The organism is Streptomyces sp. NPDC088746 (assembly GCF_044751065.1).
GTDB lineage: Bacteria > Actinomycetota > Actinomycetes > Streptomycetales > Streptomycetaceae > Streptomyces.
On record NZ_JBIVLA010000002.1, the window covers coordinates 1,077,230 to 1,103,969 of the forward strand.

The 26,740-nt window shown below is 71.3% G+C and carries 21 protein-coding genes and 1 tRNA gene; 19 read left to right on the forward strand and 3 right to left on the reverse strand.

Going from position 1 to position 26,740, the window contains the following annotated elements:
- Positions 1-2: 2 nt before the first annotated feature.
- Positions 3-1,643 (reverse strand): hypothetical protein, encoded by a 1,641-nt coding sequence (locus tag ACIP63_RS12485; protein ID WP_401514202.1) that lies wholly within the window; start codon positions 1,641-1,643, stop codon positions 3-5.
- Between the two features lie 338 nt (positions 1,644-1,981).
- On the opposite strand from ACIP63_RS12485, the gene glyA reads away from it, so the two are divergent.
- The 6 genes from glyA to ACIP63_RS12515 all read left to right on the forward strand — a co-directional run bounded on the left by glyA (position 1,982) and on the right by ACIP63_RS12515 (position 9,369).
- Positions 1,982-3,277, forward strand: coding sequence for a serine hydroxymethyltransferase (glyA, locus tag ACIP63_RS12490; RefSeq protein WP_401514204.1), 1,296 nt, complete (start codon positions 1,982-1,984; stop codon positions 3,275-3,277).
- Between the two features lie 157 nt (positions 3,278-3,434).
- Positions 3,435-4,604, forward strand: a complete 1,170-nt coding sequence (locus tag ACIP63_RS12495; RefSeq protein WP_401514207.1) for a nuclease-related domain-containing protein — start codon at positions 3,435-3,437, stop codon at positions 4,602-4,604.
- A 74-nt stretch (positions 4,605-4,678) separates the two neighbouring features.
- The gene (locus ACIP63_RS12500) at positions 4,679-5,641 is read left to right on the forward strand and encodes a D-2-hydroxyacid dehydrogenase family protein (protein WP_401514210.1); all 963 of its coding nucleotides are present in this window, start codon (positions 4,679-4,681) and stop codon (positions 5,639-5,641) included.
- A 93-nt stretch (positions 5,642-5,734) separates the two neighbouring features.
- Positions 5,735-6,397 (forward strand): formylglycine-generating enzyme family protein, encoded by a 663-nt coding sequence (locus tag ACIP63_RS12505; RefSeq protein WP_401515104.1) that lies wholly within the window; start codon positions 5,735-5,737, stop codon positions 6,395-6,397.
- Positions 6,398-6,460: 63 nt separating this feature from the next.
- Positions 6,461-7,192 (forward strand): hypothetical protein, encoded by a 732-nt coding sequence (locus ACIP63_RS12510; protein WP_401514212.1) that lies wholly within the window; start codon positions 6,461-6,463, stop codon positions 7,190-7,192.
- A 1,202-nt stretch (positions 7,193-8,394) separates the two neighbouring features.
- The gene (locus tag ACIP63_RS12515; RefSeq protein ID WP_401514215.1) at positions 8,395-9,369 is read left to right on the forward strand and encodes a TauD/TfdA dioxygenase family protein; all 975 of its coding nucleotides are present in this window, start codon (positions 8,395-8,397) and stop codon (positions 9,367-9,369) included.
- An 81-nt stretch (positions 9,370-9,450) separates the two neighbouring features.
- Here ACIP63_RS12515 and ACIP63_RS12520 read toward each other — a convergent pair whose 3' ends face one another.
- Complete coding sequence (locus ACIP63_RS12520) at positions 9,451-11,259, reverse strand: ABC transporter permease/substrate binding protein (RefSeq protein ID WP_401514217.1); 1,809 nt, start codon at positions 11,257-11,259, stop codon at positions 9,451-9,453.
- Positions 11,260-11,792: 533 nt separating this feature from the next.
- Positions 11,793-11,864, reverse strand: a tRNA-Arg gene (locus ACIP63_RS12525).
- A 171-nt stretch (positions 11,865-12,035) separates the two neighbouring features.
- On the opposite strand from ACIP63_RS12525, the gene ACIP63_RS12530 reads away from it, so the two are divergent.
- The 13 genes from ACIP63_RS12530 to ACIP63_RS12590 all read left to right on the forward strand — a co-directional run bounded on the left by ACIP63_RS12530 (position 12,036) and on the right by ACIP63_RS12590 (position 26,601).
- Positions 12,036-12,470, forward strand: a complete 435-nt coding sequence (locus ACIP63_RS12530; protein ID WP_401514220.1) for a response regulator — start codon at positions 12,036-12,038, stop codon at positions 12,468-12,470.
- Positions 12,471-12,549: 79 nt separating this feature from the next.
- Entirely contained in the window at positions 12,550-13,614 is a 1,065-nt protein-coding gene (nrtL, locus tag ACIP63_RS12535) for an ArgS-related anticodon-binding protein NrtL (protein ID WP_401514222.1), read from the forward strand.
- A gap of 25 nt (positions 13,615-13,639) precedes the next feature.
- Positions 13,640-15,031, forward strand: coding sequence for a diaminopimelate decarboxylase (gene lysA, locus ACIP63_RS12540; RefSeq protein WP_401514225.1), 1,392 nt, complete (start codon positions 13,640-13,642; stop codon positions 15,029-15,031).
- Positions 15,032-15,126: 95 nt separating this feature from the next.
- Entirely contained in the window at positions 15,127-16,437 is a 1,311-nt protein-coding gene (locus ACIP63_RS12545) for a homoserine dehydrogenase (RefSeq protein WP_401514227.1), read from the forward strand.
- A gap of 6 nt (positions 16,438-16,443) precedes the next feature.
- Positions 16,444-17,514 (forward strand): threonine synthase, encoded by a 1,071-nt coding sequence (gene thrC / locus ACIP63_RS12550; protein WP_401514230.1) that lies wholly within the window; start codon positions 16,444-16,446, stop codon positions 17,512-17,514.
- A gap of 265 nt (positions 17,515-17,779) precedes the next feature.
- Positions 17,780-18,697: a homoserine kinase gene (thrB, locus tag ACIP63_RS12555; protein WP_401514232.1), complete on the forward strand. Its 918-nt coding sequence runs from the start codon at positions 17,780-17,782 to the stop codon at positions 18,695-18,697.
- 388 nt (positions 18,698-19,085) lie between these two features.
- Positions 19,086-21,143 (forward strand): transcription termination factor Rho, encoded by a 2,058-nt coding sequence (rho, locus tag ACIP63_RS12560; protein ID WP_401514235.1) that lies wholly within the window; start codon positions 19,086-19,088, stop codon positions 21,141-21,143.
- 468 nt (positions 21,144-21,611) lie between these two features.
- Positions 21,612-22,715, forward strand: coding sequence for an LCP family protein (locus tag ACIP63_RS12565; protein WP_401514238.1), 1,104 nt, complete (start codon positions 21,612-21,614; stop codon positions 22,713-22,715).
- Positions 22,716-22,892: 177 nt separating this feature from the next.
- The gene (gene rpmE / locus ACIP63_RS12570) at positions 22,893-23,117 is read left to right on the forward strand and encodes a 50S ribosomal protein L31 (RefSeq protein WP_099174467.1); all 225 of its coding nucleotides are present in this window, start codon (positions 22,893-22,895) and stop codon (positions 23,115-23,117) included.
- 156 nt (positions 23,118-23,273) lie between these two features.
- Complete coding sequence (gene prfA / locus ACIP63_RS12575; RefSeq protein ID WP_104789115.1) at positions 23,274-24,350, forward strand: peptide chain release factor 1; 1,077 nt, start codon at positions 23,274-23,276, stop codon at positions 24,348-24,350.
- Positions 24,351-24,402: 52 nt separating this feature from the next.
- Positions 24,403-25,248 (forward strand): peptide chain release factor N(5)-glutamine methyltransferase, encoded by an 846-nt coding sequence (prmC, locus tag ACIP63_RS12580; protein ID WP_329207327.1) that lies wholly within the window; start codon positions 24,403-24,405, stop codon positions 25,246-25,248.
- Positions 25,249-25,315: 67 nt separating this feature from the next.
- Positions 25,316-25,963, forward strand: coding sequence for an L-threonylcarbamoyladenylate synthase (locus ACIP63_RS12585; protein ID WP_401514243.1), 648 nt, complete (start codon positions 25,316-25,318; stop codon positions 25,961-25,963).
- A complete protein-coding gene (locus ACIP63_RS12590; RefSeq protein WP_104789118.1) occupies positions 25,960-26,601 on the forward strand; it encodes a protein-tyrosine-phosphatase in 642 nt (213 codons plus the stop codon). Before ACIP63_RS12585 ends, ACIP63_RS12590 begins: the two co-directional genes overlap by 4 nt.
- The last annotated feature ends 139 nt before the right edge of the window (positions 26,602-26,740 follow it).

Consider the following 26,740-nt stretch of genomic DNA (forward strand, 5'->3'; position numbering starts at 1 on the left):
CCTCAGCGCGCGGACGCCGGCTTCAGCGGATCCGGCAGCGTGGGCAGGTCCAGTCCGTACGGGTCCCTCTCGATCACGTAGGTGCAACTCGTGTACGAGTAGCCCGGATCGACGCTGGATCCGGAGGCGTAACTGTCGGCGGACGCCGTCGCCCCCGAGCCGTGCTTGTACAGGAAGTGGTAGTCGCCCGCCGGGAGCCGCAGTCGCGTCTTCGGGTACGACGTGCCGCTCGCCCTGCAGGCGCCCGCGGCGCCGGTGGCCTCGCTGCTGAACCGCTTACAGCCGCCGCAGGCCTTCAGCTTCACCGTGCCGGTGACCGGGCCCGTGTAGAGCACCTCGACGTCGTTGGGGGCCCCGTTGCTGATGACGAGTTCCATACGGACGCCACCTGGCTTGCCGCTCCCGGGCAGTCTTCTGCCGGCGGACGGCCGGACCTCGGCTATCTCGGCCGCCGTGGCGATGTCCCGGGCGTGCCGTCCGCGCCCGTCCTCCTCGTAGGTGTCCGCGAAGTCCGTCAGGGTCTGCCGGGCCTCGGCGAACCGCTTGTCCTTGAACTCGTCCACGCCGCAGGCGTACACCCCGTCCCGTACGCCCGCGTCCGCCTGCCGCCCCAGGGAGGGCACGGAGGTCTCGGGGAGCTCCGCGACCATGGTGCTCGTCCGCCGCAGCTGATCGGTCACGGCGCAGGGCTCAGCGCCCTTCAAGCCGGAGAGCTGCTGTCGTATCGTCCGGCTGACGGCCGGGCCCACCTGTCCGGCCTGCGAGGACTCGGGGAACGTGCGCAGCAGTGTGCCCAGCTCCTTGCTGCCGGAATCAGGCCCCGTACCGGCCAGACGGGAGACGCCGCAGCCGTACAGCGACTCCGCGAGCGGCGTGTCGGGCCAGCCGGCGAGATCGCCGAGCAGCTTCCGGTCCACCGTGCCGGGGAGTGTGCGCAGATAGGTCAGCGGCTCGACCGCCTCGCAGTGCCTCTTCGCGCGGTACGGCGTGGCGACGGCCTCGTAATAGCTCTTCAGACGCCCGGGTACGAGGGCGCCGGCGCGCGATCCGGGGTGGTCCTCGCCCAGTTCCCGGTAGAGCGTGAGCGCGTAGCGGTAGTCGGGCGCGGAGAGCAGGAACGAGCTCTTCGCCGCCTTCGCGACCAGATCGTCGCCCTCCTCCAGACGGTCGAGCAGCTCCTGCTCCACGGCCTCGTCCCGCGCGGAACCGTAGGCCACCGTTCCGGTGAGCGGGACGGCCAGCAGGAGCAGCCCGAGCACCGCTGCCAGGACGGGCCGGGGCCACCGGCCGAAGTCCGCGCGCCGGGCGATGCGGGCCGCGTCGGCTCCGGCGAGGACGAGCAGCACGAGATAGGCGGCGACGAGGGCGGCGGGCACCCCGCCCGGGTCCGCGGGGAGCGCGACGAGCAGGAGGACGCCCGTCGCGGCCCAGCTCACCGCCGCCCGGCCCCAGCGGCGCAGCAGGACGTGGCCGAGTCCCAGGCCGGAGAGGCTGAGCAGTCCGGCGGCGACGGCCCGCAGCGTGGCCCCCGGGGGCGGCGGGCCGGCAGCCGGAGGCCGGGCGGGAGGCGGCGGAGGCCGGCCGGCCCCCCACGCCTGCTCCGGTCCCGGCTCCGGCCCGGCCCCGGGTCTTGGCTCGGGCATGCCCGACTGATCACGTGACTCCATCACGGCCCCCCACCGCCGAACCCCGTCAGGTCCCCGGGAAGCTGCCCAGTTTCGTGCCCGTTCACGCGTCCTTGCGGATGTTGGCGCCGGTATGGTGCGGGATGCCGCGACCGGCGCGCACGCTGTCGGAACGCACCGCCCCGCAGTAAAGTGCGGAGAGCCGCGACTGGCGCGTACCCGGAAGGGTGCTCCGTGGAATCGACCACGAGGGAGCGGCACACCCCGGGCACGCCCCGGGGAGTCATCGCCGGAGGCCGTCCGCCTGGGCAGTCCGGGTCACCGTCGCCCCGTGCGACCGACCCGGGAGGAAACCCGTGGCCGTACAGCCGTCCGACGCACCCCGTCCCGCTCCCGCCCGCCCCGCCCTGACGGCGGCCGATCCGGCACTCGCCGCCCTGGTGGACGCCGAGGAGCGGCTCCAGGCGGACACCCTGCGCCTGATCCCCAGCGAGAACTACGTGTCGGCAGCCGTGCTGGAGGCGTCCGGCACCGTCCTGCAGAACAAGTACTCCGAGGGTTACCCCGGCAAGCGGTACTACGAGGGCCAGCAGGTCATCGACCAGGTGGAGACCCTCGCCGTCGACCGGGCCAAGGCGCTGTTCGGGATGGACCACGCCAACGTCCAGCCCTACTCCGGCTCCCCGGCCAACCTCGCCGTCTACCTGGCGTTCCTGGAGCCCGGCGACACCGTCCTGGGGATGTCGCTGCCGATGGGCGGCCATCTCACCCACGGCTGGGGCGTCTCGGCCACCGGCACGTGGTTCCGGGGCGTGCGCTACGGCGTGCGGCGTGACACCGGGCGCATCGACCTGGACGAGGTGCGCGACCTGGCGCGTGCCGAACGGCCCAAGCTGATCTTCTGCGGCGGCACCGCCGTTCCCCGGGTGATCGACTTCGCCGGCTTCGCGGAGATCGCCCGCGAGGTCGGCGCGGTGCTGGTGGCGGACGTCGCCCATATCGCCGGACTGATCGCCGGAGGCGCGCACCCGTCGCCCGCCCCGTACGCCGACGTGGTGTCGACGACCACCCACAAGACCCTCCGCGGGCCGCGCGGGGCGATGCTGCTGACCCGGGCCGAACACGCCAAGGCCGTCGACCGCGCCGTCTTCCCCGGCCTCCAGGGCGGCCCGCACAACCAGACGACCGCCGCCATCGCCGTCGCGCTGAAGGAGGCGGCCGGGGCGGACTTCGCGGCCTACGCCCACCAGGTCGTCGCCAACGCCCGTGCGCTGGGCGAGGAACTCGCGGCACGCGGCTTCGACCTCGTCTCCGGCGGTACGGACAACCATCTGCTGCTGGCCGACCTCACGGGCAAGGGCGTCTCCGGGAAGATCGCGGCCAAGGCGCTCGACCGGGCCGGGATCGTCGTCAACTACAACACCGTTCCGTACGACCCCCGTAAGCCCTTCGACCCGTCCGGCATCCGTATCGGCACCCCCGCCCTGACGTCCCGGGGTATCCCCGCCTCCGAGATGGGAGTGGTCGCGCAGTGGATCGATCTTGTGGTCGACGCCGCTCGTACAGGTGATGAAACGACCGTTTCCAAGGTCAGGGACGAAGTGAGGACCATGATGGAGGCCTATCCGGCGCCGGGTCTCCCCCTGGCCTGACCGGGGCGCCGGAGCAGCCCGGGGCACACAGGGCCCGGACTGCTCCGGAACGCCGTGCTCCCGACTCCGCGCGCCCGCTCTGCGCCCTGTGCGGGGGCGGACCCGCCGTACAGGCTGGGGGAGCAAGGACGTCGGCGGGGTGAACAGAGGGGGCACGATGCAGGATCTCAAGGTCACGTCATGGCAGCTCTTCGGGCACGACCGGCTCTATGTGAACCTGCCGGACGGCACCGCGATCGGATGGGCGGACCGGGGCAGCGGCACGATCACCGTCCTCCACCCGCGCTACCGCGACGCCGTGACCGACGCGCTCGCGCGCCAGGTCCCGGACCTGCCGGCACTCGTCGGCGAGGAGGCCCCGGCCGGGCCGCAGACCCCGCCCGCGCCGCCTCCGGTCCCGCGGATCCCGCCCATGCGGGGGATGCGGAAGCGGGGGGCCGCGCAGGAGGCGCCGCCCGTGCGGGGGCCCGCGCCCGCGGGCGAAGTGGCGCGTGCGCCGGGCGTGGCGCCCGCGGTGGAGGTGGCGCCTGCGGTCGAGGCGCCGCCCGCGCCGAGCGTGGCGCCCGCGCCGAAGACGGTGGACGGTCCGGAGCCGGCGGCCGGCCCCGTACCAGTGGCCGGCCCCGTACCGGTGGTCGGCCTCGCGCCGGTGGCCGGTCCGGAGCCGGAGCCGGCGCGGCGCCGGAGGCCGGCCGTCCTCCCCGCGCTGACCCCCTCGACCGACCTCGCGTCGCGCAGGCCGGGCGCCGGGCTGCGCGAGCAGCTCGGCGAATCCGGGACCGGCGCCCTCGTACGGGCCGCCACCGGGGCGCTGCGGCGGCACAAGGACGCGGACCCGCGGCGTGGCGCCCTCGCGGGGGAGCGGAGGGTCGGGGCCGAGCTCAAGCGGCTGACCCGGCACGGCTGGAGAGTCCTGCACTCCGTGCCGCTGCCGGACGGCACGGAGATCGGGCACCTGCTCATCGGGCCCGGCGGCGTGTTCGCCGTGAGCACCGATCACCGCCCCGGAGCATCGGTACGGATCGGCGACGGCACCCTGCGGACCGACAACGGCACCCCGCAGCCGTACGAACTCGACGGCCGGCCGGGCGCCCGGCGGGCCCGGGCCGCGCTGGAGGCGTACTGCGCCTTCGACGTGCCCGTACAGACCGTGCTGGTGTTCACCGGCGTCACGGCGCTGGAGGTGGCCTCCACACCGGCCGGGGTCCGCGTCTTCCGGGAGCGCCAGGTGTCCGTCCTCGCCCCGCTGACGGGCGTGTTCACCCCCACCCAGGTGGAGAGGGTCTACGACGTCGCGCGGAACAGGGAGGCCTGGCTGGACGCGTGAGCGCGGGACACGGCCGGTAGATTCCCCGGTGCTGCCGCAAGGCCGGCACCCGTACCGCCGAAGGGGAAGCCATCATGAAGCTCCGCTGCGCCGTGCTCGACGACTACCAGTCCGTGGCGGCCACCTCCGCCGACTGGTCACCCGTCGCCGACGACATCGACGTGGTCAGCTTCGCCGAGCACTGCGCCACGGAGGGTGAACTCGCCGACCGACTGGCCGGATTCGACATCGTCGTCACCCTCCGGGAGCGCGTGCCGTTTCCCGCGACGCTGATCGAGCGGCTGCCCCGGCTCCGCCTGATCGTCGCCTCCGGCATGCGCAACACCTCCATCGACTACGCCGCCGCCGAGCGGCACGGGGTCACCGTCTGCGGCACCGCCAGCACGGCGACCCCGCCCGTCGAGCTCACCTGGGCCCTGCTGCTCGGCCTGGCGCGCTCCGTCGTGACCGAGGCCAACTCCCTCCGCGAGAACGGACCCTGGCAGTCCACCGTCGGGACCGACCTGCACGGGCGCAGGCTCGGCATCCTCGGGCTGGGGAAGATCGGCAGCCGCGTCGCCGCGGTCGGCCGCGCCTTCGGCATGGACGTGGTGGCCTGGAGCCGGAACCTCACCCCGGAGCGGGCCGAGGAGGCAGGGGCGGGGCTCGCCGCGTCCTTGGAAGAGCTGTTGGAGACCAGCGACTTCGTCTCCGTACACCTGGTGCTGAGCGAGCGTACGCGCGGCTTGCTGGGAGCCAGGGAACTCGGGCTGATGCGGCCCGGAAGCTTCCTGGTCAACACCTCCCGGGCGGCGATCGTCGACCAGGAGGCTCTGCTCGACGTACTGCACCGAGGGGCCATCGCGGGCGCGGGCGTCGATGTCTTCGACGTCGAGCCGCTCCCGGCGGACCACCCGATGCGCGGCGCACCGCGCCTCCTGGCGACACCGCACCTGGGTTACGTGTCGCAGGCCAACTACGCGGCGTACTACGGGGACGCGGTCGAGGACATCCGCGCCTACCTCGACGGCGAGCCCGTCCGCAGGCTCGGCCGATGACCGATTAGCTTGTGCACGGGGGCACTTCGGCTCTCCCCGTACCGGAAGGCCCACCGCGTGCACACGCCCACCGACGACGAGACGGCCTCCTGCATGGTCCGGATACCGGCCGGCACCGTGGATCTGCGCGACGACCGCCGGGGCGCACAGTGGCAGGTGGAGATCGAGCCCTTCCTCCTCGGCCGCCACCCCGTCACCACAGCCCGGCAGCACCACGCGGTCACGGGGGAGGAGCTCGAACCCACCGTGCCGGGCGGCGCCCTGCCCGTGACGAACATCAGCTGGCTCGACGCCGTCGACCTGTGCAACCTGTTCTCGGCCCGCGCCGGACTCGACCTGGTCTACTCCCGGGACAGACGGACCGGAGAGGTGACCCGCGACCCTGCCTCCGACGGCTACCGCCTGCCCACGGAGGCGGAGTGGCAGTACGCCTGCAAGGCGGGGACCACGGGATACCGCTACGGCGAGATCGACGCCATCGCCTGGTACGACGGGAACTCCGGCGGCCGGCTCCACGAGGCCGGCGCCAAGGCGCCCAACCCGTGGGGCCTGCACGACATGCTGGGCAACGTCTGGGAGTGGTGCTGGGACCTCTACGACGAGGAGGTCTACGGCGAGTACCGCACCTTCCGCGGCGGCGGCTGGGCCGAACCGGAGCGCGGCTGCGGCGCCACGGTGCGCCGCCGCAGCCACCCCACGTTCGCGATCGACGACCTCGGCCTCCGGCTGGCCCGCAGCCGACCGGGGCGCGGGTGACGGAAAACCCTGCGACCGATCGAAAGCACGTGCGGTAGGTTCCTGTCACTCGAAGGGGGCGAAGTGACGAAGCTCAACCAGATCATCGCCGTGGAGAAGGGTGTCAAGAGCAAGTCGCTCCAGGACATCACCGCGGCCCACCACAAGGTGCAGAAGCCGGCGCTGCTGGCGGGCATCTCGCGTACGTACCAGCCGAAGGACGAAGAGGGCGAGCAGCTTCCGCCCGAGTCCGCGCGGGTGCAGATCAAGGCCGAGGAGGCGCTGCGTGAGATGTCCGCGTCGCTGACCCGGCTGTTCGACGTGACCGCGACGAAGGACTGGGCGAACTGCTCGGCCCGCGCGGACGTCACCGTCGACGGGCGTACGGTCGTCAGCGAGGTCCCGGTCAGCTACCTGCTCTTCCTGGAGAAGCAGCTCACCGACCTGCACACCTTCGTGAAGAAGCTCCCTGTCCTGGACGCTTCCGAGTCCTGGTCGCTCGACCCCTCGACGGACCTGTGGAAGACCGATCCGGTCCGCACCATCCGGACGAAGAAGGTCCCGCGCAACCACGTCAAGGCCGAGGCGACCGACAAGCACCCGGCGCAGGTCGACGTGTACTACGAGGACGTGCCCCTCGGGTACTGGACGACCGTGAAGTTCTCCGGAGCGCTTCCGGCGCGACGGGTGAACGAGCTGCTGGAGCGGGTCGAGAAGCTCCAGCACGCGGTGAAGTTCGCCCGCGAGGAGGCCAACAGCGCCGAGGTCACCGACCGGCGCGTCGGAGACGCGGTGTTCGGCTACCTGTTCGGCTAGGGCCGGACACCAGGCGGCACCCCCAAGAACGCCCCCGCGCGCAATGGCGTGGGGGCTGCGCACCCTGCACGAGGCGGAATTGAGGTCCGCCCCGTGTGATGAGCGCAAGCTGAAACTGACGTTCAGCCTGAAGACGCGGTAACGGTGGAGGTTCGAGTCCTCCCCCCGGCACCACACGCCGGGGTGGCCCAACATGGCAGAGGCAGCCGCGATCAATCTCAGACTCTCGCTCCAGCTTCAGTATCGCCGCCGATTGCCAGATCGACCGAGTACGGACGAACACCGTTGAATGCTGGTTCGAATCCGGCCTGCGCCTCTCCGCGGCGCGGTAGTTCAAAGGCAGAACGCGACGGTATGACGACTGATCCGCACTCTTAAACGGCGCTGGCAAGCGCAATTGGGTGGCAACCCCAGGGGCCCGGGAGCTGGATACGACTCCCGGGCTCCGCCACGTCCAGGCCGTGCCGACGTCGGCCCCGGCCGCTGTGAGTCGGTGGGAAGTCGCGGACAGGAAGTCGCCTCATATGTCCGATATGGATGTCCGTATTCTCCCACCGACCCGGGGGCAGAGTTGGCGGCGACGACCGATCGAGATCCTGAACGCCAGCCGTTAGCCCTGCATCCTGGACGACGCCGCGGCTGCCTGGTCCAGGAATCCCGCTCTCTGCGACCCAGGCCCGCTCGCCTTTCAGCTCACCTGCGCGACCGAGGACCTGTCCGGGCGGCTCGGGTGTCCGGCGCGGGCCCACGCCTCCCGGAGGCGGGCTTGACCGCGTCGGCGGGGGCGGCACACAATGCGGGACATGGCCCCCTACTCGCTGACCACCGTCGCCCTGCGTATGACGGGGCCTTGCGGCGAGTGTGCTCCGCGGTCCGTCACCTGTCTGCGCCGCCGCGGCCGTATCGGCTCGCCGCCCGCTCGCGTCGGCGTCCACTCGCGCTGACCGGTCGTCAACTCCACTCGGCCGCCTCGCGAGGCGAAGCCGAGAACCCGGTGATACCGGTGTTGTCTTCCCCCGGCCCTTCACGGTCCCGCTGTGTCCCGTACCTGCTCGGCAGGCACGCGGCGCGGGCGTGGAGGGCCCACCTCATCGCACCGCCGGAGGCCCCGGCCGCTGTCGCGGGTCCCACCCGTTCCCTTCGGGTACGGGGCCCGCCCACCGGAGCCCCCGGCGGCTCGCTCTCCGCCAAGGAGGAACCGTATGACCACCACCGCTTCCCCGCATGCGACCGCCACGCCCGCCGGCCGGCCCTCCGGCACCCCGCCCCTCCTGCGTGAGGCACGCATACCGCAGGACGGCCTGTACGAAGGGCACCGCGTCCTGGAACGGCTGCCGGCCAGCGAGACGACGCGCCCGTACACCCTCTTCGACGTCGTTCCTCAGGCCCGCACGATCGGCGCGGAGATCCACGGTCCCGACCTCTCCCGGCCGTTGGAGCCGGACCTGCGCGAAGAGCTGAACCGTGCCCTGCTGGAGTGGAAGGTCCTCTTCTTCCGGGGGCAGAACCTCACCTCGGCCGCCCAGCGCGATTTCGCACGCCACTGGGGCGAGCTGGAAGTCAACCCGCTGTTGGCCAGGGGCGACAGCGAGGACGTCGTGCGCTTCGACAAGACGGCCGGGGCACCGAAGACGTTCGAGAACGTCTGGCACACGGACGTCACCTTCCGCGAGCGTCCGGCTCTCGGCGCCGTCCTGCAACTGCGCGAGGTGCCGCCGCTGGGTGGCGACACCATGTGGGCGGACATGGCTGCCGCGTACGACAACCTGCCGCAGGAGGTGAAGGACCGCATCGACGGGGCGAGCGCCGTCCACGACTTCATCCCCGGCTTCGCCCGCTTCCACGGGCCCGAGCAACTCGCCCCTCACCAGGAGGCGTTCCCGCCGGTCGAGCATCCGGTCGTGCGCACACACCCGGAGTCGGGGCGCCGGATGCTGTTCGTGAACACCTCGTTCACGACTCGGATCGTCGGTATCGACCGGGCGGAGAGCGACCGCCTGCTGCGCTTCCTCTTCCAGCAGGCGCACGTACCCGAGTACCAGGTGCGTTTCCGCTGGCAGCCGGGCGACATCGCCTTCTGGGACAACCGGGCGACCCAGCACTACGCCGTGAACGACTACGCCCCGCATCCGCGGGTCGCCGAGCGGGTCGCCATCGCGGGGGACCGCCCCTTCTGAGCGACCCGGGACCGGCGACCGGCGACTGCCGGACGGCGGGCGCGGCACCGCGCCCGCCGTTCCGTCGCCGTACGTCCAGGGTCAGGGGGAGAGCGGCGCCATCTTGTCGACCATGCCCGGGTTCTCGTCGATCCACTTCTCCACGGCCTCTTCCTCATGGCCGGTGCCCTCGTCCTGGATGGCCGCCTCCAGGTCCCCGAGCTGCTCCTCCGACATGTGCCAGTCCTCGAGCCAGCCGCGGAACTCGGGGAACTCCTTCGGGAACGACTTGTGGCCGAGCGAGCGGATCTCGTTCACCTCGCCCCACAACTTCTTCGGGTCCTTGAGCTTGGTCAACTCGTACTTGCTGTACGCCCAGTGCGGCGACCACAGGACGACCGCCACCGGTTCGCGCTTGCGCAGCGAACGCTGCAGCTCCAGGATCATGCTGGGGGAGCTGCCGTCGGTGACCTCGTACTCCTTGTCGAGTCCGTAGCCGGGCAGCACCTCGTTCTTGAGCAGGTTCATCTGGCCGGTCCCGGGCTCGATGCCGATGATCCTGCCGCCGAACTCCTTCGACCTGCCCTTGAGGTCCGCCATCGAGTCGATGCCCTTGACATAGCTGGGCACCGTCACTTCCAGCGTGGTCTCGTCGTACCACGGACCGATGTCGACCAGGTCGTCCTTGTACTTGTCCCAGTACTGCTTCTGGGCGTTGGGGAGCCAGGCGTCGAACTCCACATCGACCTGGCCGCCGGCCATCGCGGTGAACATCGACCCGACGTCGTACTGGTGGATGCTGGGCTTGTATCCGCGCCGCTCCAGAACGTTCTTCCACAGGTAGGTGACAGCCACGTCCTCGTCCCACGGGAAGTAGCCGATGCTGGGAGCCGCACCGGCCTCCTTCCCCAGGTCCTTTCTGTCCACGTCCTGGCCGTCGTCGTCCGGGCCGGAGACGAACTGCAGGCCGCCGGCGAGCAGCGCGAGGACCAGCACACCTATACCCGCGAACGCTGTGTTGGGCCTCCACCGCAGGGCCTTTCCCGCCCGGAGGGAGGCCGCCCTGGCCAGCGCACGGCGACCGAGGGGCGAGATGCGCTGATTCAGCGCGCCGGTCATGCGATCGAGGTACATGGCGAGGATGACCACCGCGAGACCCGCCTCGAAGCCGAGGCCGATGTCCACCGAGCTGATGGCCTGGAAGACGACGGTACCCAGGCCGTCGGCGCCGACCATGCCCGCGATGACCACCATGGACAGGGAGAGCATGATGATCTGGTTCACGCCGGCCATGACGGTCGGCAGGGCCAGCGGCAGCTGTACGCGCAGCAGAATGGCACGCGGTGGGGCTCCGAACGCTTCCGCGGCCTCCACCAGCTCCTCGTCCACCTGCCGAATACCGAGCTCGGTCATCCGGATGCCCGGCGGCATCGCGAAGATGATGGTGGCGACGATGCCGGGCACCACGCCCACTCCGAAGAAGGTGATACCGGGGACCAGGTAGACGAAGGCCGGCATCGTCTGCATGAAGTCGAGAACCGGCCGAAGGACCGAACTCACCGACTTGTTGCGGGCCGCCCAGATGCCGAGAGGGACAGCGATCACCATGGTGACCGTGGCCGCCACGACGAGAAGCGACAGCGTCTGCATCGCCTTTTCCCACAACTCGATCGAGTTGACGAGAAAGAAGCCCGCGGAAGCGAGGACGGCGGCCACCACGCCCCGCAGCCACCAGGCGATCAGCGCGAGGATCGCACCCATGACCAGCGCGTCGGGGCCCGACATGACGAAGTACACCCCGTCGTACAGGCCTTGTCCGGCGGAGTGCAGGGAGTCGAAAAGCCAGGGCAGGCGAGCTTCCAAAAACTCGACCGCGCTGTTGACACCGGCACCTATCTCGAGCCTGATCACGGCTTCCCGCCTTCATCGCAACGGTGTCCGTCAGCTCCGGCAGTGCCTGGCCCGCGCACAGGTCGCCCGGCTCCCTCACCGAAAGTCCTGTACCTGCCTGGGGGCTCTGTTGTCAGCCTGGTCACGTGTGCCTTTCGCGTTGTCCCGAGACCCGGCGAAAGAGACATGGCGCAGCCCAGCCCCTCGGCGGTGTGGGACATGCGGATGCGCGCGGCGCGTGGCCGTAGCGGCGCCTCAGCCGGGCGGTCATGTGTCCTGGCAGCCGGATCCTGGCGTGCTGCCGTACCATCCGCGCCGGCTGCCCGAAGGGCGTCCGCGCCCGGACAGGGTGATGCGGGCTGCGGCTACCCAGTGTTCAAGGAGACAAACGGATGGCGAAGCTTTCGTTCGGACGAGCTCGACGAGCTCGCAGGTGCATCGCGTGTCCCTCAGCTTCCGGGCTTCCGGGCTTCCGGCGCGGACATGAACCGGCGCGGACATGAAAAAGACCCCCTGCTCAGTGTCTCCACTGATCAGAAGGTCTTTCCGGAAAGTGCCCCCGGCAGGATTCGAACCTGCGCACCCGGCTCCGGAGGCCGATGCTCTATCCCCTGAGCTACGGGGGCGATGTCGCTGCGCTCGGCGGCGACGAGTGAAACCCTACCAGCTCCGACGGGGTGTCCGGGAACAGGTTTTGCGCGTCGGCGGCGGCCGTGCGAGGCCGCGCCGGCCACCCTCCGGGGGCGGAAGTGGGCAAAACCCGGACGCAGCTCCTCCGCTCGACCTACCCTCGAAGGGTGTCAGGGGCGTACGGCCGCGTGCTTGTTGTCGACGACAACAAGGTCATCCGGCAGCTGATCAGGGTCAATCTCGAGCTGGAGGGCTTCGAGGTCGTGACCGCGGCCGATGGCGTCGAGTGCCTGGACCTGGTCCACGAGGTCTGCCCGGACGTGATCACTCTGGATGTGGTGATGCCCAGGCTCGACGGTATCCAGACCGCCGCCCGGCTGCGCGCCGATCCCAGGACCGAGCACCTGCCCGTCGCCGTCGTCAGCGCGTGCACGCCCTACGAGGTGGACTCGGGGGCGGCCGCCGGGGTCGACGCGTTCCTGGCGAAGCCCTTCGAGCCGAGCGAGCTGGTGCGCATGGTGCGACGGCTCGCCCACCGCGAGAATCCCGTGCCGGTCGACGGCAGGCGCGGCGCGGGGACGGCCGGGAGTACGGCCGGCTGAGGGCGTGCCCGGCCGGGTCGCTGCCCGTATGGCGAAACCGGTTGGCGAAGTGCCCCCCTTCCTCCCATACGCTTGTGCCGTGACCCCCGCAGATCTCTCCAGGACCGTGCTGCACGCTGTGCGCCGCGCGGTCGACGAGGACGCCCTGCGCGCGCCGGTGCCCGCGCGCGTGCGGGTGGAGCGGACACGGCCCGGCGGCAGCGGCGACTACGCCTGCGCCGTCGCCCTCCAGCTGGCCGGCCCCGCCGCGCTCCCCGCGCGGGACGTCGCCGCGCTGCTGCGGGACCGGGTCGTCGGCGCGCCCGGGATCGGACGGGTCGAGATCACCGGCCCCGGCTTCCTGAACTTCACGCTCGACGCGGACTCCGACGGTGCCGCGCGTTCCGTACGCGTACGCCAGGTGCTGGAGCAGGGGCTCCGGTACGGGTGGGGGGCCGAGTGCGCCGGGCAGGTCCATCAGCTCCACCACCGGCGCGAGGTCAGGGCGGCGGTCGTGGCGGGCACGGTGATGAAGATGCTGCGCGCGCAGGGCGCCCTGGGGCGTGTCACCTGCGAGGAGGCGTCCGACCCCGACTGGGCGCGTCTCGGCGTCACCGTCGACGCGCACGGCCGGCCTCCCGTCCCGCTCGCGCAGACCCGGCCCGTCCCCGCAGGGGCCACGGCGGGGGAGCTGCTGGAGCGGCTGGGGGCCGACGCCGCCCGCTGGGGCCTGCTGAGGCCCGCCGGGCACGACCGCGCCCACCTCGGGGACGACCTCCTCGTACAGGGCGAGGCCAATCCGCTGTTCCTCGTCCGGTACGCCCACGCCCGCTCCCGTGCGCTCACCCGCGAGGCGGAGCGCCTCGGCCTCACCGCCGGTTACGACGAGGACGTCGACGCGCCCGCGCTGCACGCCGCGCTCGCCGATCACCCCGGCGCCCTCGCCTCCGCCGCCCGCCACCAGGCACCCGACCGGCTCGCCCGGCACCTCGAAACGGTGGCGCACGCCTTCTTCGACTTCCACGATGCCTGCCCGACGCTCCCCGTCGGCGACGAGAAACCCTCGGCCGCCCACCGCTCCCGGCTGGCCCTTGCCGAAGCCGCCGGGACGGTGCTCGCAGGCGGCCTGTCCCTGCTCGGCATCAGCGCGCCCGAACACCTCTGAGACCGTAAGAGAGCAGAGCAGAACGATGAGCCGATCCGCACACCCCGCCGGGCCACGTCACGCCGACGTCCTCCCCGAGGGCCACTACACCGCCCCGGCCACCGACCTCAACGAGCTGGACCCCAAGGTCTGGTCCCGCACCGTCACCCGTGACGCGGACGGTGCGCTCACCGTCGGCGGGATCGAAGTCGCCCGGCTCGCCGAGGAGTTCGGTACGCCCGCCTACTTCCTGGACGAGTCCGACTTCCGGGCGCGCTGCCGCGCCTGGGCGGACGCCTTCGGGGCGGACGCCGATGTCTTCTACGCCGGCAAGGCCTTCCTGTCGCGGGCCGTGGTGCGCTGGCTCCAGGAGGAAGGGCTGAACCTGGACGTGTGCTCCGGCGGCGAGCTGGCCACCGCGCTGGACGCCGGGATGCCCGCCGAGCGCATCGCCTTCCACGGCAACAACAAGACCGTCGCCGAGATCGAGCGGGCCGTCGAGGCCGGCGTCGGACGGATCGTGCTCGACTCCTTCCAGGAGATCGTCCGGGTCTCGCACATCGCCCAGCGGCTCGGCGTCCGCCAGCGCGTGCAGATCCGCGTCACGGTCGGCGTCGAGGCCCACACCCACGAGTTCATCGCCACCGCGCACGAGGACCAGAAGTTCGGCATCGCGCTGGCCGACGGACAGGCGGCGGAGGCGGTGCGCAGGGCGCTCACCCTGGACGGCCTCGAGCTCATCGGCATCCACTCGCACATCGGCTCGCAGATCTTCGACATGGCCGGTTTCGAGGTCTCCGCGCGGCGCGTCGTGCAGCTGCTCGCCGAGATCCGCGACGAGCACGGCGTCGAGCTCCCCGAGATCGACCTCGGCGGCGGCCTCGGGATCGCGTACACCTCCGAGGACGACCCCCGTGAGCCGCACGAGATCGCCAAGGCGCTCAGCGACATCGTGACCCGGGAGTGCGAGTCCGCCGGTCTCCGGACCCCGCGCATCTCCGTCGAACCGGGCCGCGCGATCGTCGGCCCCACCGCGTTCACGCTGTACGAGGTCGGCACCATCAAGCCCCTCGAAGGCCTCCGGACGTACGTGAGCGTCGACGGCGGGATGTCGGACAACATCCGCACCGCGCTGTACGACGCCGAGTACAGCGTCGCGCTGGTCTCCCGCACCTCCGAGGCCGAACCCATGCTCGTACGCGTGGTCGGCAAGCACTGCGAGAGTGGTGACATCGTGGTCAAGGACGCGTTCCTGCCGGCCGACCTGGCCCCGGGTGACCTCATCGCGGTGCCGGCCACCGGTGCGTACTGCCGCTCCATGGCGAGCAACTACAACCACGCCCTGCGTCCGCCCGTCGTCGCCGTGCGCGACGGACAGGCGCGGGTCATCGTCCGGCGCGAGACGGAGGAAGATCTCCTGCGTCTCGATGTCGGCTGATGAAATTCACATCTCAAAATCCGGACGGGTGGCAGAAACCCCCGTCCGGTGAGTGAGACTGGTCCACACATCAGAAGTATGAGAAACGAGGTCGGATGATGCGTACGCGTCCGCTGAAGGTGGCGCTGCTGGGCTGTGGAGTGGTCGGCTCAGAGGTGGCGCGCATCATGACGACGCACGCCGACGACCTCGCCGCGCGCATCGGCGCGCCGGTCGAGCTCGCCGGCGTAGCCGTCCGCCGGCCCTCCAAGGTGCGGGAGGGCATCGACCCCGCGCTGATCACCACCGATGCGACCGCCCTGGTCAAACGGGGCGACATCGACGTCGTCATCGAGGTCATCGGGGGCATCGAGCCCGCCCGCACGCTCATCACGACCGCCTTCGAGCACGGCGCGGGCGTCGTCTCGGCCAACAAGGCGCTCCTCGCCGAGGACGGCTCCGCCCTCCACGCGGCCGCGGAGAAGAACGGCCGGGACCTCTACTACGAGGCGGCCGTGGCCGGCGCCATCCCGCTCGTACGGCCGCTGCGCGAGTCCCTCGCGGGGGACAAGGTCAACCGGGTGCTCGGCATCGTCAACGGCACGACCAACTTCATCCTCGACAGGATGGACACGAGCGGCGCCGGTTACTCCGAGGCGCTCGACGAGGCCACCGCCCTCGGGTACGCCGAGGCCGACCCGACCGCCGACGTCGAGGGCTTCGACGCCGCCGCGAAGGCCGCGATCCTCGCCGGGATCGCCTTCCACACCCGGGTGAAGATCGGCGAGGTGCACCGCGAGGGCATCACCGAGGTGACCGCCGCCGACATCGCCTCCGCCCGGCGCATGGGCTGCACCGTCAAGCTCCTCGCCATCTGCGAGCGCGCAGCCGACGGCAACTCCGTCACCGCCCGCGTGCACCCCGCGATGATCCCGCTCAGCCACCCGCTGGCCTCCGTCCGCGAGGCGTACAACGCGGTCTTCGTCGAGGCCGAGGCGGCCGGGCAGCTGATGTTCTACGGTCCCGGCGCCGGCGGCGCCCCGACCGCGTCCGCGGTCCTGGGCGACCTGGTCGCGGTGTGCCGCAACATCATCGGAGAGACCACCGGTCCCGGTGAATCCGCGTACACGCGTCTGCCGGTCAGCCCCATGGGCGACGTCGTCACGCGGTACCACATCAGTCTCGACGTGGCCGACAAGCCTGGCGTACTCGCCCAGGTCGCGACGGTCTTCGCCGAACAGGGCGTATCCATCGATACGGTCCGCCAGCAGAGTCGGCCGGACAGTCAGGAAACCGGCGGCGAGGCCTCCCTCGTCGTCGTCACCCACCGCGCGCCCGACGCCGCCCTCTCCGGGACCGTCGAAGCGCTGCGCAAGCTGGACACCGTGCGCGGTGTCGCCAGCATCATGCGTGTTGAAGGGGAGTAAGGACCCATGACCAGCAAGGGCACCCACCAGTGGCGCGGCATCATCGAGGAGTACCGGGACCGGCTTCCGGTCACGAGCTCCACCCCGGTCGTCACGCTCCGTGAGGGCGGCACGCCGCTCGTCCCGGCGCAGGTTCTCTCCGAGCGCACGGGCTGCGAGGTGCACCTCAAGGTCGAGGGCGCCAACCCCACCGGGTCGTTCAAGGACCGCGGCATGACCATGGCGATCACCCGGGCCAAGGAGGAGGGCGCGCAGGCCGTCATCTGCGCCTCCACCGGCAACACCTCCGCCTCCGCCGCCGCCTACGCGGTGCGCGCGGGCATGGTCTGCGCCGTCCTCGTACCGCAGGGCAAGATCGCGCTCGGCAAGATGGGGCAGGCGCTCGTCCACGGCGCGAAGATCCTCCAGGTCGACGGCAACTTCGACGACTGCCTGACCCTGGCCCGCAGCCTCTCGGACAACTACCCGGTGGCGCTGGTCAATTCGGTCAACCCGGTCCGGATCGAGGGCCAGAAGACCGCCGCGTTCGAGATCGTCGACGCGCTCGGCGACGCCCCCGACATCCACGTCCTGCCGGTGGGCAACGCGGGCAACATCACGGCCTACTGGAAGGGCTACAAGGAGTACGCGGGGGACGGCGTCTCCACGCACACCCCGCGCATGTGGGGCTTCCAGGCCTCCGGTTCCGCCCCGATCGTGCGCGGCGAGATCGTCAAGGACCCGGCGACCATCGCCACCGCGATCCGCATCGGGAACCCGGCGTCCTGGCAGTTCGCGCTCGACGCGCGGGACGAGTCGGGCGGCTTCATCGACGACGTGACGGACCGTCAGATCCTGTCGGCCTACCGTCTGTTGGCCTCCCAGGAGGGCGTCTTCGTCGAGCCCGCCTCGGCGGCCTCCGTGGCCGGTCTGCTCAAGGCCGCCGCAGAGGGCAAGGTGGACCCCGGCCAGAAGATCGTCTGCACCGTCACCGGCAACGGCCTCAAGGACCCCGACTGGGCCGTCGCGGGCGCTCCGCAGCCCGTCACCGTGCCGGTCGACGCGGTGGCCGCGGCCGAGAAGCTGGGCCTCGCGTAGCCGGCCCCCGCCGCAGCTCAACCGCCCTTCCGGGGCGGAGAGCGCATAGGAGGTGTGCGACACGCATCGTGCGCCTCCTGTGCGCCCTATGTCGCCGCAGAACCTTCCTTCGATAAGCTGTACCCGACCCGCCCCGCCGCATCCGCCGCGGTGCAGCAGCCGTCGTGACTGCCGGGCCCCCCGTCCCCCGCACAACGGCACCCCACGCACGTCGAAGTACCCTGCACACCATCCCCGCCGCCGTACAGGAAGAGTCGTCCAACCGATGGCCGGTCCCGCGTTCCGAGCCGCCGCCGTCCGGGTGCGCGTCCCCGCAACCAGCGCCAATCTGGGCCCGGGTTTCGACGCCCTCGGCCTCTCGCTGGGGCTCTACGACGACGTCGTCGTCCGGGTCGCCGATTCCGGGCTGCACATCGACATCGCGGGCGAGGGCGCCGAGACGCTGCCCCGCGACGAGAACCACCTGCTCGTACGCTCGCTGCGCACGGCCTTCGACCTGCTCGGCGGACAGCCCCGCGGCCTGGAGATCGTCTGCGCCAACCGCATCCCGCACGGCCGTGGCCTCGGCTCCTCGTCCGCCGCCATCTGCGCCGGGATCGTCGCCGCCCGCGCCGTGACGACGGGCGGCGAGGCCCGTCTCGACGACGCCGCCCTGCTGGAACTGGCCACCGAGATCGAGGGGCACCCCGACAACGTCGCGGCCTGTCTCCTCGGCGGATTCACGCTCGCCTGGATGGACGGCGGAGCCGCCAGGGCCATCCGGATGGACCCCGCCGCCTCCGTCGTGCCGGTGGTCTTCGTGCCGGCCACGCCTGTGCTGACCGAGACCGCCCGCGGCCTGCTGCCGCGCACCGTCCCCCATGTGGACGCCGCGGCCAACGCCGGTCGCGCCGCCCTGCTCGTCGAGGCCCTGACCAGGCGCCCCGAGCTGCTCCTCGCGGCGACGGAGGACCGGATCCACCAGGAGTACCGGGGTCCCGCCATGCCGCAGACCGTCGAGCTGGTGAACCGGCTGCGCGCCGACGGCGTCCCTGCCGTCATCTCCGGCGCGGGGCCCACGGTGCTCGCGCTGGCGGACGAGGGTTCCGCCGACAAGGTCGCCCGGCTGGCGGGCGAGGGATGGGCCGCGAACCGGCTCGCTCTCGACGCCCCGGGTGCGAGCGTGTTGCCGCTCGCCGCGTAACCGCATGTGATTGCCGGTGCATGAGAGGGGGAATGTTTGTTGGAGCCGGTAGTGTTAACCTCAAGTCAGCAATCGACGTCTTCGTGGCGCGTTGCTTCGTGTCCCCCTCCGGGACCACCACTCTTCCGGGAGCCTCCCCGACTGCCTGAGCAGCCCGCCTGAGCTTTCGAGCACGCTCCGGAACCGGCACGACACCCTCTTGCTCGTCCAGGAGTGGGCCGAGCAGGGGGATCTCGCGCCGGAACCCCGCACATTCGTCTCTCCGCCGTACCCGGCGGACCACCGCCCCGGCAAGGTCCGCGATCGACACGATCAACAGACCGCAGTCGGACAGCACAACCGGTCGCCGAGCCAGAAGGCCGACGTCCGCTCCAGGGAAGGACCCTTCGTGAGCGACACCACCGATCTGATGGGCGTGACTGCCGACAAGAGCGTCGACAGCTCCGTGCCCGCCGAAGGTGCTGCCACTGGCACCACCGCACGGCGCCGCCGCTCCGGCACCGGCCTCGAGGGCATGGTCCTGGCCGAGCTGCAGCAGGTCGCGTCCGGCCTCGGCATCAGGGGAACTGCGCGCATGCGCAAGAGCCAGCTGATCGAGGTCATCAAGGAGGCGCAGGCCGGAGGATCCTCCGCGCCCGCCCCCAAGGCCGCCGCATCCGCCGGTACGGACACCGGGAGCAAGCCGAAGCGGCGTGCCACGTCCAAGACGCGCACCGGTGACGAGAGCGCTGCCGCCCCGGCCGCCGACAAGGCCGACGCCCAGCAGCAGATCGACATCCCGGGTCAGCCGGCCAGCGACGAACAGCCTGCGGGCGAGCGCCGCCGTCGCCGGGCGACCGCGCAGGCGGGCAGCCCCGACACCAAGTCCGAGTCCAAGGCGGAGCCCAAGGCCGAGTCCAAGGCCGAGCCGAAGGCGGAGAGCCGCCAGGACCGCGGCGACGAGCGCGCCGAGGCGAAGGGCGAGGCCAAGGCCGAGTCCGCCGTCGACACGGCCGAGGGCCGTCGCGGTGACCGCCAGGAAGGCCGCCGTGACCGCCAGGACCGCGGTGACCGCCGCGACCGCCAGCGCGACCGCCGGGGCAAGGGCGACGACCAGGGCCAGCAGGGCGGCGGACGCCGTCAGGGCCAGCAGGGCGGCGGCCAGAACCAGGGCCAGGGGCAGAGCCAGCAGGGCGGCGGCGGCCAGCAGGACGACGGTTACGACGACGAGGGCGGCCGGCGCGGACGCCGGGGCCGCTACCGCGACCGCCGTGGCCGTCGTGGCCGCGACGACTTCGCGACCGACGTGCAGGTTGCCGACGACGACGTCCTGATCCCCGTCGCGGGCATCCTCGACATCCTCGACAACTACGCGTTCATCCGGACCTCCGGCTACCTGCCGGGCCCGAACGACGTGTACGTCTCGCTCGCCCAGGTCCGCAAGAACGGCCTGCGCAAGGGTGACCACGTCACCGGTGCGGTGCGCCAGCCCAAGGACGGCGAGCGCCGCGAGAAGTTCAACGCGCTGGTCCGCCTCGACTCCGTCAACGGCATGGCGCCGGAGAGCGGCCGCGGCCGTCCCGAGTTCCAGAAGCTGACCCCGCTCTACCCGCAGGACCGGCTCCGTCTGGAGACCGACTCCAACATCCTGACCACCCGGATCATCGACCTGGTCGCACCGATCGGCAAGGGCCAGCGAGGCCTGATCGTGGCCCCGCCGAAGACCGGTAAGACCATGATCCTTCAGGCCATCGCCAACGCGATCACGGTCAACAGCCCCGAGTGCCACCTGATGGTCGTCCTGGTCGACGAGCGTCCGGAAGAGGTCACCGACATGCAGCGGTCGGTGAAGGGCGAGGTCATCTCCTCGACCTTCGACCGTCCCGCCGAGGACCACACCACGGTCGCCGAGCTCGCCATCGAGCGTGCGAAGCGCCTCGTGGAGCTCGGCCACGACGTGGTGGTCCTGCTGGACTCGATCACCCGTCTGGGCCGTGCGTACAACCTGGCGGCGCCGGCCTCCGGCCGCATCCTGTCCGGTGGTGTCGACTCGACCGCGCTGTACCCGCCGAAGCGCTTCTTCGGTGCCGCGCGCAACATCGAGGACGGCGGCTCGCTGACCATCCTGGCCACCGCGCTCGTCGAGACCGGCTCGCGCATGGACGAGGTGATCTTCGAGGAGTTCAAGGGCACCGGCAACATGGAGCTCAAGCTCGACCGGAAGCTCTCGGACAAGCGCATCTTCCCGGCGGTGGACGTCGACGCGTCCAGCACCCGTAAGGAAGAGATCCTGCTCGGCACGGACGAGCTGGCCGTCGTCTGGAAGCTGCGCCGGGTGCTTCACGCGCTCGACCAGCAGCAGGCGATCGAGCTTCTGCTGGACCGCATGAAGAAGACGCAGTCCAACGCGGAGTTCCTGCTCCAGATCCAGAAGACGACACCGGGCAACGGAAACGGCAACGACTGACGTCGCCGCTCCACAGCTCCCCGACAGATGCCCCGTCACCTCGTGACGGGGCATCTGTCGTGTTTCCGCACCCGCCCGTTGACGTGTGCCGCCGCGCAGGAGCCGGCCCCCTCCGACCACTCCTGCCCGCAGGCCACCCACGGCGACGTGAGCGGCGGCCGCCGCCCCGGCCCGCCCGCCGGGACACCCCGGGAAGCCCCGGCGTCGGCAGGCGCCCGGGGTGCGATCTTTGCCACATACGCCGCGTTCCGCACCGGCCGGAGCAGCGGCGGTCCGTCAGGCCGAAACCCCAGGTGAGCGCCGGGTTCCCGGTCCGTGCACCCGCTTCTTCCGAGGCCCCCGTCGCCGGACGGGGGCCTCAGCCGGCTGTGCGACGCTTCTGGCTGCTCCGTCGTCCCACCGAGCGACGCCGGACCGCGCCCGTGCACCACGGCAGGGGGTAAGAGCGAGAAGCGAAAGAGGGACCGCATGAGCGAGCAGAGCAGGAGCGGCGGCCGAATACGCGGCACCGGCAGCCGCCGGAGGAAGCCCTCCCCGGCCCGCCGGGCGAAGAGGATCGCGCTGTGGGGCGCCGCCGCCCTGGTGGTCGTCGGAGGATCCGGGCTCGGTTACGCCTACTACACGCTCAACGGGAATCTGAAGGGCGTCGACATCGACGCCGCCCTGGGAGCCGAGCGTCCTGACGACGTGGACAACGGGTCGCAGGACATCCTGGTGCTGGGATCGGACTCCCGCTCCGGCGCCAATGCGGAGTACGGCGCGGACGAGGGCTCCGCCCGGGCGGACACCGCGATGATCGTCCACGTCAACGAGGGGCACACCTCCGCGAGCGTGGTCTCGGTCCCGCGGGACACCCTCGTCGACCGTCCCGCCTGCACGAGCGACACGACCGGGGAAGAGGTCGGCGCGGAGCACGAGACGATGTTCAACTCCGCCTACCAGGTCGGCGGACCCGCCTGCGCGGTGAAGACCGTCGAGTCGATGTCGGGCATCCGCATGGACCACTACGTCGAGGTCGACTTCACCGGGTTCAAGAAGCTCGTCGACGAGCTGGGCGGCGTCGACATCACCACCTCGCAGGCGATCGACGACCCCGACAGCCACCTCTCGCTGAAGCCCGGCCGCCACACCCTGAGCGGCGAGCAGTCGCTCGGCCTCGTCCGTACGCGCCACAGTGTCGGCGACGGCAGCGACCTGGGCCGCATCCAGCTCCAGCAGGCCTTCGTCAAGGCGCTGATGGACCAGGCGAAGAGCGTCGGGGTGTTCTCGAACCCGAAGACGCTCTTCGGGCTCGCCGACACCGCGACCAAGGCCGTCACCACCGACTCGCAGCTGGCCTCCGTCAAGAAGCTCACCGGCTTCGCCAACGGGCTCAAGGGCCTCGGCTCGAAGAACATCGACATGGTCACGCTGCCCGTGGAGTACGACCCCGAGGACCCGAACCGGGTGCTGCCCCAGGAGAAGGCCGACCGGCAGGTCTGGGCGGCCCTCAAGCAGGACGAGCCGATCCCCGCGTCCGCCACGGCGAAGTCGGCCGGCGACAAGGGCGGGGCCGGGAAGGTCGTACGGTAACGGCACCTTCCGTCACCATATGGTCGCGGAACGTTCCCCGTACGCACGGGAATACACACGGCCGTACCCTCGTTTTGGGAGATACGGCCGGTCCTGGCAGACTGGTACGTCGGCCCCGGTTCACGGACGCGCAATCCGCGCGAACGACCCGGAGCCCTCCCGAATCTAGGAGACACCTTGAAGCGCGACATTCACCCCGAGTACGTCGAGACGCAGGTCAGCTGCACCTGCGGTGCGTCGTTCACCACCCGGAGCACCCTTGAGGGCGGCGCGATCCGTGCCGACGTCTGCTCCGAGTGCCACCCGTTCTACACGGGCAAGCAGAAGATCCTCGACACCGGCGGCCGCGTGGCCCGCTTCGAGGCCCGCTTCGGCAAGGCTGCCGGCTCCGCCAGCAAGTAGCGAGCCACTGCGCCGGTTCCCGACGCCCTCCAACGGGGCGCCGGGACCGGCGTTTTTTCCGGCTGTGCGGCCGGGCGCGCCTCCCGGGGCGCTCCACCGGCAGCACTCCGTCCAGCAGGCCCGCAGACGTATGACGCAGAAACCAGGAGCCCGAAGATGTTCGAGGCGGTCGAGGAACTGATCGGCGAGCACGCCGATCTCGAGAAGAAGCTCGCCGACCCGTCGGTCCACGCCGACCAGGCCAACGCGCGCAAGCTCAACAAGCGCTACGCGGAGCTGACCCCGATCGTCTCCACCTACCGGTCCTGGAAGCAGACCGGCGACGACATCGAGACCGCCCGCGAATTCGCCGCCGACGACCCGGACTTCGCCGCCGAGGTCAAGGTCCTGGAGAAGCAGCGCGAGGAGATCACCGAGAAGCTCCGCCTCCTCCTGGTCCCGCGCGACCCCAGCGACGACAAGGACGTGCTCCTGGAGATCAAGGCGGGCGCGGGCGGCGACGAGTCCGCCCTCTTCGCCGGCGATCTGCTGCGCATGTACCTCCGCTACGCCGAGCGCATCGGCTGGAAGACCGAGATCATCGACTCCACCGAGTCCGAGCTCGGCGGTTACAAGGACGTCCAGGTCGCCGTGAAGACCAAGGGCGGCAACGGGGCCACCGAGCCCGGCCAGGGCGTCTGGGCCCGTATGAAGTACGAGGGCGGCGTGCACCGCGTGCAGCGCGTGCCCTCCACCGAGTCGCAGGGCCGCATCCACACCTCGGCCGCCGGCGTGCTCGTCACGCCCGAGGCGGAGGAGGTCGACGTCGAGATCCACGCCAACGACCTCCGCATCGACGTCTACCGGTCCTCGGGCCCCGGTGGGCAGTCCGTCAACACCACGGACTCCGCCGTACGCATCACGCACCTGCCCACCGGTGTCGTCGCCTCCTGCCAGAACGAGAAGAGCCAGCTCCAGAACAAGGAGCAGGCCATGCGCATCCTGCGGTCCCGGCTGCTGGCCGCCGCCCAGGAGGCCGCCGAGCAGGAAGCCTCCGACGTGCGCCGCAGCCAGGTGCGCACCGTGGACCGCTCCGAGAAGATCCGGACGTACAACTTCCCGGAAAACCGGATCTCGGACCACCGCGTCGGCTTCAAGGCGTACAACTTGGACCAGGTGCTCGACGGCGACCTCGACGCTGTCATCCAGGCCTGCGTCGACGCCGACTCCGCCGCCAAGCTCGCCGCCGCGTAGGCAGTGAGCGCCACCGCCCCGCCCCGCTCGTGAACCCGTACGGAGAACCGCGATGAACCTGCTGCTCGCCGAGGTGGCCCAGGCCACCCAGCGGCTGGCCGACGCCGGTGTCCCCTCACCGCGATTCGACGCCGAGGAACTCGCCGCGTTCGTGCACGACGTCAAGCGGGGCGAGCTGCACCATGTGCCGGACGCCGACTTCGACGCCCGCTACTGGGAGACGATCGCCCGCCGCGAGGCCCGCGAGCCGCTCCAGCACATCACCGGCCGCGCCTTCTTCCGCTACCTGGAACTCCAGGTCGGCCCCGGAGTCTTCGTCCCCCGCCCGGAGACCGAGTCGGTCGTCGGCTGGGCGATAGACGCGGTCCGCGCGATGGACGTCGTCGAGCCGCTGATCGTCGACCTCTGCACCGGATCGGGCGCCATCGCGCTCGCCATGGCCCAGGAGGTGCCGCGCTCGCGTGTGCACGGCGTGGAGCTGTCCGAGGACGCCCTGAGGTGGACCCGGAAGAACGCCGAGGGGTCCAGGGTCACCATCCACCGGGGAGACGCCCTGAGCGCCCTTCCCGAGCTCGACGGGCAGGTCGACCTGGTCATCTCCAACCCCCCGTACATCCCGCTCACCGAGTGGGAGTACGTGGCGCCGGAGGCCCGGGACCACGATCCGCAGATGGCGCTCTTCTCCGGCGAGGACGGCCTCGACACCATCCGCGGCATCGAGCGCACCGCGCACCGCCTGCTCCGCCCCGGCGGGCTCGTCGTCATCGAGCACGCCGACACCCAGGGCGGCCAGGTGCCGTGGATCTTCACCGAGGAGCGGGGCTGGGCCGACGCGGCCGACCACCCCGACCTGAACAACCGGCCCCGGTTCGCGACGGCCCGCAAGGCCATGCCGTGACCACCGGGACACCGGTACCGCACGAACCCCACCCGACAGACCCGTACATGTCCGAGGAGGCCGGCTGATGGCACGGCGATACGACTGCAACGACGCGACCGACCGTACGACCGGCCTGCGTGAGGCCGCGTCCGCCGTCCGCCGCGGCGAACTGGTCGTGCTGCCCACCGACACCGTGTACGGGATCGGTGCGGACGCCTTCAGCTCGGAGGGCGTCGCCGACCTGCTCGACGCCAAGGGCCGCGGCCGCAACATGCCGACCCCTGTCCTGATCGGCTCCCCGAACACCCTGCACGGCCTGGTCACCGACTTCTCCGAGCAGGCCTGGGAGCTCGTCGACGCGTTCTGGCCCGGCGCCCTGACACTCGTCGCCAAGCACCAGCCGTCCCTCCAGTGGGACCTCGGCGACACCCACGGCACCGTCGCCGTCCGGATGCCGCTGCACCCGGTCGCCATCGAGCTGCTCACCGAGGTCGGCCCGATGGCCGTCTCCAGCGCCAACCTCACCGGACACCCCTCGCCCGAGGACTGCGACGCCGCCCAGGGGATGCTCGGCGACAGCGTCTCCGTGTACCTCGACGGCGGCCCCACCCCCGGGATCGTCCCGTCCTCGATCGTCGACGTCACCGGCAAGGTCCCGGTGCTGCTGCGGGCAGGCGCGCTCTCGGTCGAGGAACTCCGCAAGGTGGTACCAGACCTCGAGGTGGCCAATTGACCGCCCCTGAGGGGCGTGGCATAACGGGGCGGCACGACACCTTCCGCATCCTCCACGTCAGCACCGGCAACGTGTGCCGCTCGCCCATCACCGAGCGGCTGACCCGGCATGCCCTCGTGGACCGCCTCGGCGACCCGCTCAGCGGCGGCCTCATCGTGGAGAGCGCGGGCACCTGGGGGCACGAGGGCGCGCCCATGGAGGCCAACGCCGAGGTCGTCCTCGCCGACTTCGGCGCCGACGCCACCGGCTTCGTCGGGCGCGAGCTCCTCGACGAGCACGTGATCCGCGCCGACCTGGTGCTGACCGCCACCCGCGACCACCGCGCCCAGGTGATCTCCATGGGGCACTCGGCGGGCCTGCGGACCTTCACCCTCAAGGAGTTCACCCGGCTGGTGCGGGCCATAGACCCCGCGACGCTGCCGGACGCCCGTGAGGAGGGCGTCGTCGAGCGCGCCCGCGCGCTGGTGCGCGCCGCGGCGGCCCTGCGCGGCTGGCTGCTGGCCCCCACCGCGGAGGCCGACGAGGTCTACGACCCGTACGGCGCCCCCATCACGTTCTTCCGTTCCATCGGTGACGAGATCAGCCAGGCCCTCGATCCCGTCATGACGGCTCTCACCGGGGTTCGCGCGCCGCACTGAGCCGTCTCGGGCCCACGCTCCCCGCAACGGGGTGCGCCGACCGGCGTAGAGGGGCGCCCGGCAGCGGGCAGGCGGCCCGGGGCGGGCCTACATTGGATCTGACGCCACGCACCCCCCTCCTCGAGGCCCGGAGCCGTCA

Excerpts from the sequence above, each read along its gene's own strand:
- ACIP63_RS12485 (WP_401514202.1), bottom strand. The coding sequence starts at position 1,643 with ATGCCCGAGCCAAGACCCGGGGCCGGGCCGGAGCCGGGACCGGAGCAG.
- ACIP63_RS12495 (WP_401514207.1), top strand. The coding sequence starts at position 3,435 with ATGCAGGATCTCAAGGTCACGTCATGGCAGCTCTTCGGGCACGACCGG.
- ACIP63_RS12500 (WP_401514210.1), top strand. The coding sequence starts at position 4,679 with ATGAAGCTCCGCTGCGCCGTGCTCGACGACTACCAGTCCGTGGCGGCC.
- ACIP63_RS12505 (WP_401515104.1), top strand. The coding sequence starts at position 5,735 with ATGGTCCGGATACCGGCCGGCACCGTGGATCTGCGCGACGACCGCCGG.
- ACIP63_RS12515 (WP_401514215.1), top strand. The coding sequence starts at position 8,395 with ATGACCACCACCGCTTCCCCGCATGCGACCGCCACGCCCGCCGGCCGG.
- lysA (WP_401514225.1), top strand. The coding sequence starts at position 13,640 with ATGAGCCGATCCGCACACCCCGCCGGGCCACGTCACGCCGACGTCCTC.
- ACIP63_RS12545 (WP_401514227.1), top strand. The coding sequence starts at position 15,127 with ATGATGCGTACGCGTCCGCTGAAGGTGGCGCTGCTGGGCTGTGGAGTG.
- thrC (WP_401514230.1), top strand. The coding sequence starts at position 16,444 with ATGACCAGCAAGGGCACCCACCAGTGGCGCGGCATCATCGAGGAGTAC.
- thrB (WP_401514232.1), top strand. The coding sequence starts at position 17,780 with ATGGCCGGTCCCGCGTTCCGAGCCGCCGCCGTCCGGGTGCGCGTCCCC.
- ACIP63_RS12565 (WP_401514238.1), top strand. The coding sequence starts at position 21,612 with ATGAGCGAGCAGAGCAGGAGCGGCGGCCGAATACGCGGCACCGGCAGC.
- prfA (WP_104789115.1), top strand. The coding sequence starts at position 23,274 with ATGTTCGAGGCGGTCGAGGAACTGATCGGCGAGCACGCCGATCTCGAG.
- prmC (WP_329207327.1), top strand. The coding sequence starts at position 24,403 with ATGAACCTGCTGCTCGCCGAGGTGGCCCAGGCCACCCAGCGGCTGGCC.
- ACIP63_RS12585 (WP_401514243.1), top strand. The coding sequence starts at position 25,316 with ATGGCACGGCGATACGACTGCAACGACGCGACCGACCGTACGACCGGC.